The sequence below is a fragment of the Pigmentiphaga sp. genome, assembly GCF_019689535.1.
GTDB lineage: Bacteria > Pseudomonadota > Gammaproteobacteria > Burkholderiales > Burkholderiaceae_B > Pigmentiphaga.
This window is the reverse complement of sequence record NZ_JADGHH010000202.1, coordinates 1-6,012: the sequence shown is the minus strand read 5'-3', so window position 1 is coordinate 6,012 and position 6,012 is coordinate 1. Positions and strand designations below refer to the sequence as shown.

Here is a 6,012-nt window from a genome sequence, read left to right as displayed (position 1 = left end):
TCGGCTGCGTCAGATGTGAAAAACAGACTGTTCCTGGGGGGCTGGCGGGGCGTGCGTCGGCTGCACGCATCCCCCCAGGGCGGCGCTCACCGCGAGCGCCGCCGCAGTGGGGAATAGGGGACAATGCAGGTTTCTCGCAAAGAACTCGCGAAAGGACATTATGTGGCTGCTCCTGCTTGAAGCGTTCCTGGCGCTTTGCTTACTGGTGTTCATCGTGGCCTGGACCATGTGGCCGAAAAGGCGTTCCTCTGCCGGCGCCAGCGGGCGTCCGTCGGAAGAAGGGCCGGTCGGGCAAGACGAGGATCCCGCCGCCGCCCGCTCCGTGGCCGCTCATGCTTGCGAACGCCGCACTGGGGCCCCGGCGGACAAGGAACCGGGGCGTACCGGGACGGAATGAGGAACCCGGGTATTAATGCAAGGTGCGGGGCATGGCGAGAACGAACTCGGGGATTTCTACTTCGAACGGCATGCCATTTTCGCCTACGCAATGATAGGTGCCGCGCATGGTGCCTACGGGGGTCGGCAGCGGGCAGCCGCTCGTGTATTCGAAGCTTTCCCCGGGCTTGAGCAGAGGCTGCTGGCCGACGACCCCTAGGCCCCTGACTTCCTGCTGCTGCTGGTTGCCGTCGGTGATGATCCAATGGCGGCTGATGAGTTGAGCAGGTTCGGTCCCCGTATTGGTGATTCGGATGGTGTACGCAAACACGTATTGCCGCCGTGCCGGGTCCGATTGCTCGGGAAGGTAGCGAGGCTGTACGGTGACCGTAAATTCGTGAGATTTCATGCGTGCGCCATAGGGGGAGGTGACAAGCTTCTACAATGAGGTGCATTGGGCCGGGCCCGAGCCGCGTGGGGCAGTCCCGCGGCGGCTGCCCGGCGCACTGCTCCTGTGAATGGAATATCTTATGCCAGCCTTTACCACTTCCGGGCCTGATTCCACACGTATCGCCCCCAGCATTCTATCCGCCGATTTCTCCCGCCTGGGGGAAGAGGTGCGCAATGTGGTGGCCGCTGGTGCGGATTGGATACATTTCGACGTGATGGACAATCACTATGTTCCCAACCTGACCATCGGCCCCATGGTGTGCGAGGCCATCCGTCCGCACGTCAACGTGCCCATCGACGTGCACCTGATGGTCGAGCCCGTGGACGCCCTCATTCCGTTGTTCGCCAAGGCCGGTGCGGACATCATTACCTTCCATCCGGAAGCGTCGCGCCACGTGGATCGCACCTTGGGCCTGATCCGCGACCAGGGTTGCCAGGCCGGGCTGGTGTTCAATCCGGCAACGCCGCTGGACTGGATGGACTACGTCATGGACAAGCTCGACCTCGTGCTGCTGATGTCGGTCAACCCGGGGTTCGGCGGCCAGAGCTTCCTGCCTTCGGCGCTGGATAAATTGCGCCACGCGCGAACCAAGATCGAGCGCTATCGCGCAGATACGGGGCGCGAGATCCTGCTGGAGGTCGACGGCGGCGTGAAGGTCGACAACATCGCCGCCATCCGCGCGGCGGGTGCGGACACCTTCGTGGCCGGCTCGGCCATTTTCGGCAAGCCCGACTACGCGGCGGTCATCAAGGAAATGCGCGCGCAGATCGCCGGCGCCGGGACGGCTCGCGCCTAGTTTGACACATTCGCATCATGCAGGAGCCGGGAATGTCTTTCCGTGCCGTACTGATCGACCTCGACGGCACGCTCGTCGATTCCGTACCTGATCTCGCCAGGGCTGCCAACGCCATGCGGGTGGAGTTCGGCTTGCCTCCGCTGCCGGAGGAGGTCATCGCGACTTTCGTGGGCAAGGGCATGGAGAACCTCGTGCATCGCGCGCTGTCGGGCAGCCTGGAGGGACGGGTGGAAGCAGGGCGCCTGCAGGAAGGGCTGCGGGCTTTTCGCGCCGCCTACCATGCGATCAACGGCGATCATGCGCAAGTGTTCGACGGCGTCGTCGAGGGGCTGCGGGCGATGAAGGCGCAAGGCTTGCGCCTTGCCGTGGTGACCAATAAGCCGGGCGAGTTCACGAGGCCTTTGCTCGAGCGGACCGGCCTGCTCGCCTACTTCGACGAGGTGGTCAGCGGGGATACCCTCTCGCGCAAGAAACCCGATCCTGCTCCTGTCCTGCACGCCTGTGCGTTATTAGGCGTGAGGCCGGCCGAAGCGGTGGTGGTGGGCGATTCCATGAACGATGCGGCCGCCGGGCGCGCGGCGGGGTGCCGGGTGCTGCTCGTTCCCTACGGTTACAACGAAGGGCGGGACGTGCGCGGCATCGAGTCCGATGGTATAGTTTCTTCGCTCTTGGAGGCCGCAGGCTGGATTTCGAACCCGCTTCCTCCTACACGGGCCGCGGCGGTGTCGCCGCCTGCGTTTTAAGTTCTCGTTTTAGGGTCTTCCCGCTCGTTTTATGGTCTCCACGACTCGGTCGTTCGCCCAAACCTGCGCCTGGTGGCGCTGGTGGCGTTCGTCTGCCGGGTGGTGGTGATTCCTCCTCGGCCGCACGTCAGCGCACTGACCGGCCAAGCAAGCATTCTTACGAATCTCACCCCCGAGTCCCACCGGACCGTCGGGGCGTGCGTCCTCCTGCGTTCCGGATACGGTCCCTCGGCAACGCAATGTTTTCCGATATGAGGCACGCATGACTGAAGTCGAATTCCAGGCCCTGGCCGCCCAGGGATACAACCGCATTCCGCTCGTGGCGGAAACGTACGCCGATTTGGACACGCCCCTCGGCCTCTACCTGAAGCTCGCCCAGGCCGGCCCGCGCCGCGGGGCGATGAGCTGCCTGCTGGAGTCGGTGGTGGGCGGCGAGCGGTTCGGCCGGTATTCGTTCATCGGCCTGCCTGCGCGCACTTTTATTCGTGCACGAGGCAGGAACGTAGAGGTCATTACCGATGACCAAGTGGTCGAACGCCACGAGGGGGACCCGCTCGCCTTCATCGCGGAATACCAGAAGCGTTTCAAGGTTGCGCTGCGGCCGGGCATGCCGCGTTTCGTGGGCGGACTGGCGGGGTACTTTGGGCACGACATGGTGCGCCACATCGAGCCCCGGCTGGGGCCTTGCACCAAGCCGGACCCGGCCGGCATGGGCGAGCCGGTTCCCGACCTGCTGCTGCTTCTCATCGATGAGCTGGCCATCATCGATAACCTCGCGGGAAGGCTGTACCTCATGGTGTACGCGGATCCCTCGGAGCGGGAAGCCTACGCCCGCGCCCGCACCCGCCTGCTGGACTTGAGGGCCCAATTGCGCCGGCCGGCGGAAATTCCCTATAGCCAGGCCAGCATGGTGACCGAGACGCGCCGGGATTTCCGCAAGGAAGACTACCTGGCCGCGGTGCGCAAGGCCAAGGAATACATCGCCGCCGGGGATCTCATGCAAGTGCAGGTGGGGCAGGTGATCGCCAAGCCTTTCCGCGATTCACCGCTGTCGCTGTACCGGGCGCTGCGTTCGCTCAATCCTTCCCCCTATATGTACTTCTGGAATTTCGGCGATTTCCACGTCGTCGGCTCGTCGCCGGAGATCCTGGTGCGGCAGGAGTCGGTGGTCGAGCAGGGGAAACCGCGCAGCCGGGTGACCATACGCCCGCTGGCCGGCACGCGCCCGCGCGGCGGAACGCCCGAGGAGGACCGCGCCCTGGCGGAGGAGCTGCGCGCCGATCCCAAGGAAATCGCCGAGCACGTCATGCTGATCGACTTGGCGCGCAACGATGTGGGCCGAATCGCCGAAATCGGATCGGTGCAGGTCACGGATCAGCTCGCCATCGAGCGCTACTCACACGTCATGCATCTGGTATCCAACGTGACCGGCCTGCTCCGGGAAGGCATGACCTCGATGGATGTGCTGCGGGCCACGTTCCCTGCCGGAACCCTGTCGGGCGCGCCCAAGGTGCGCGCGCTGGAGATCATTGATGAGTTGGAACCCGTACGCCGCTGCATCTATGGTGGCGCAGCCGGCTACCTGAGCTACGGCGGTGAAATGGACCTGGCGATCGCCATCCGCACCGGGGTGGTCAAGAACGGCACGCTATACGTCCAGGCCGCGGCCGGCGTGGTCGCGGACTCCGATCCCGAGAAGGAATGGCTGGAGACCGAGGCCAAGGCGCGTGCGGTGTTACGTGCCGCCGAGCAGGTCCAGCTCGGTCTGGACGACCCGGTCTGACGCCCCGGGGCCTTGCGCCGCTTAGTCCACCCGGGCGCCCGATAGCCGCACCAGGTCTGCCCATTTGGCGACTTCGGCCTTGCTGAATTCGTCCAGGTCCGCTGTGGCGCCTTGTTCGATGCCCTGGGCGAGCAGCTTGGCCTGTACGCCCGGCGCGGCCAGGGCCCCCGCGGCGGCGGCACGCAGTTTCTGGAGGGCGGGCGCCGGTACGGCTTTGGGGGCGTACAGCATGAACCAGGCAACGAGGTCGAAGTCGCTGCCGGTCTGTTCTGCGATGGTCGCGACCTCGGGAGCCGCCGCGCTGCGCTTGGCAGACGAGACGCCCAGCGCGCGGAGCTTGCCGGCGCGGATGTGCGGCAGCACGGCGGTGGGGTGATAGAACATGAAGTGCACCTGGCCGGAGATCACGTCCGAGACGGCCATGTTGCCCTCCTTGTAGGGCACGTGCACCATGTCTACCCCGAGCCTGGCCTTTAGCAATTCGCCAGCGAGGTGGCCGGACGTGCCACTGCCTGCCGAGGCGAAGCTCACGCCCGGCGGTTTGCCCGCGGCCGAGGCGAGGTCGCGCAGGTTGTTGATCGGTGAATCGCCACGCACCACGAGCAGCGTGGGTGTCTGGCCCACTAACGCGATGGGCGCGAAGTCGGCGACGGGGTCGTAAGTCAGCTTGGCATACAGCGCCTTGTTGATGGCGTGGGTGCCCACCGTGCCCATCACGATGGTGTAGCCGTCTGCCGGAGCGCGCGCAACGAAGTCCGTGCCGATGGCGCCTCCCGCCCCGGCGCGGTTTTCCACGACGATGGGGTGGCCAAGTGGTTTGGCCATCTCGTCGGCCATGACGCGCGCGATGATGTCGGTCGAAGTGCCCGGCCCGAAGGGCACGATCATCTTGACGGGCCGCGAAGGGAACGTATCGGCACGGACATCGCCTGCGAACGGCAATGCACACGCGGCGGCAAGCGTGCACAGCAAGACCGCGCGACGCCGCATGCGTGACGCGTTCGATTTCGGTTCCATGGATGCCATGAATCAGTCTCCTCTCCGTGTCGTCGTTCTTGTCGGGACGGGCGGACGCCGCGTGGGGCGTGAACCCGGCTCGGGTGAGGAGAGCGTACGAAAACGCTACACGCTGGAGAAATGATTAATTTTGCTGATCAGTATTGATGGCATCGATCGTGGCGGACGCTCGACGGGAGGCCCGCGCCCGATTCCCCAGGGCAGGGGCGGCAAGCTGGTGCTCGTGCGGCCAGCCCTTACTGGGCGGCGTATTGCGAGAAGTCGATCCGCGGCGCGCAGCAAAGGTCGATTTTCGTCTGCTGTAGGGTCTCGCTGAACCAGGCCCCGATTTCCGCGGCTCGCTCGCCTACGTAGGCCGGCCGTCCCGCGGCATCCAGGCGCATGCTCAGATCGTGACCGGGAATCAATAAGGTTCCCGGGCGCCGCCTCCAGATCTCCCAGATTTTTTCCAGGCTGCGGGCGCTTTCGCGCGCGTCGTCGGTATCAGCCACCGTCATGCTCAGCAGCTCGGCACGGTTCTTGGCCGCGTCCCCAGTGAACAGCACCGGGTCGTCCGAGGCGGTCAGGTAGAAAAGCAGGTGGCCCGGCGTGTGTCCTGGCGCGGCGATCGCCTGCAAGCCTGGGAGAAAAGTCTCGCCGTCCTGGATGCGGTGTACGCGCTCGGATGAACAGAGCTCGCGCACATAGAGTTCGGGAATGGGGTTGAAGCCAGGAGGCTGGGCTGCCGCCCAACTGAGCTCCGCATCGCCGATCCAGACGGTCGCCCTGGGGAACAGCGTGAAGTTGACCGCGTGGTCGTAGTGGGCGTGGGTGAGCACGACGTCGGTCACGTCGGCGGGCTCCACGC

General features: G+C 65.3%; 6 protein-coding genes. 3 read left to right on the top strand and 3 right to left on the bottom strand.

The features are described 5' to 3' along the window. Positions 1–409 precede the first annotated feature (409 nt). Positions 410–784, bottom strand: a complete 375-nt coding sequence (gene apaG / locus IRZ12_RS14825; RefSeq protein ID WP_296469928.1) for a Co2+/Mg2+ efflux protein ApaG — start codon at positions 782–784, stop codon at positions 410–412. Positions 785–905: 121 nt separating this feature from the next. Here apaG and rpe point away from each other — a divergent pair, with 121 nt between their 5' ends. From rpe to IRZ12_RS14810, 3 genes are all read left to right on the top strand, one after another. Continuing rightward, positions 906–1,622 carry a ribulose-phosphate 3-epimerase gene (gene rpe / locus IRZ12_RS14820; protein WP_296469925.1) on the top strand — a complete coding sequence of 239 codons (717 nt, stop codon included), beginning with the start codon at positions 906–908 and terminating at the stop codon, positions 1,620–1,622. Positions 1,623–1,654: 32 nt separating this feature from the next. Beyond that, positions 1,655–2,365 carry a phosphoglycolate phosphatase gene (locus IRZ12_RS14815; protein WP_296469922.1) on the top strand — a complete coding sequence of 237 codons (711 nt, stop codon included), beginning with the start codon at positions 1,655–1,657 and terminating at the stop codon, positions 2,363–2,365. Positions 2,366–2,627: 262 nt separating this feature from the next. After that, positions 2,628–4,148, top strand: a complete 1,521-nt coding sequence (locus IRZ12_RS14810; protein ID WP_296469918.1) for an anthranilate synthase component I family protein — start codon at positions 2,628–2,630, stop codon at positions 4,146–4,148. Between the two features lie 21 nt (positions 4,149–4,169). On the opposite strand, the gene IRZ12_RS14805 is transcribed toward IRZ12_RS14810, so the two are convergent. Both IRZ12_RS14805 and IRZ12_RS14800 read right to left on the bottom strand, forming a co-directional pair. Continuing rightward, on the bottom strand, positions 4,170–5,174 hold the full coding sequence (locus tag IRZ12_RS14805) for a tripartite tricarboxylate transporter substrate binding protein (RefSeq protein ID WP_363322287.1): 1,005 nt from the start codon (positions 5,172–5,174) through the stop codon (positions 4,170–4,172). 227 nt (positions 5,175–5,401) lie between these two features. Beyond that, positions 5,402–6,012, bottom strand: a 611-nt coding sequence (locus tag IRZ12_RS14800; RefSeq protein ID WP_296469915.1) for an MBL fold metallo-hydrolase, incomplete at its 5' end; no start/stop codon positions are given.

Bases quoted from the DNA above. Each gene is read 5' to 3' on its own strand.
- apaG (WP_296469928.1), bottom strand. From the start codon at position 784: ATGAAATCTCACGAATTTACGGTCACCGTACAGCCTCGCTACCTTCCC.
- rpe (WP_296469925.1), top strand. From the start codon at position 906: ATGCCAGCCTTTACCACTTCCGGGCCTGATTCCACACGTATCGCCCCC.
- IRZ12_RS14815 (WP_296469922.1), top strand. From the start codon at position 1,655: ATGTCTTTCCGTGCCGTACTGATCGACCTCGACGGCACGCTCGTCGAT.
- IRZ12_RS14810 (WP_296469918.1), top strand. From the start codon at position 2,628: ATGACTGAAGTCGAATTCCAGGCCCTGGCCGCCCAGGGATACAACCGC.
- IRZ12_RS14805 (WP_363322287.1), bottom strand. From the start codon at position 5,174: ATGGCATCCATGGAACCGAAATCGAACGCGTCACGCATGCGGCGTCGC.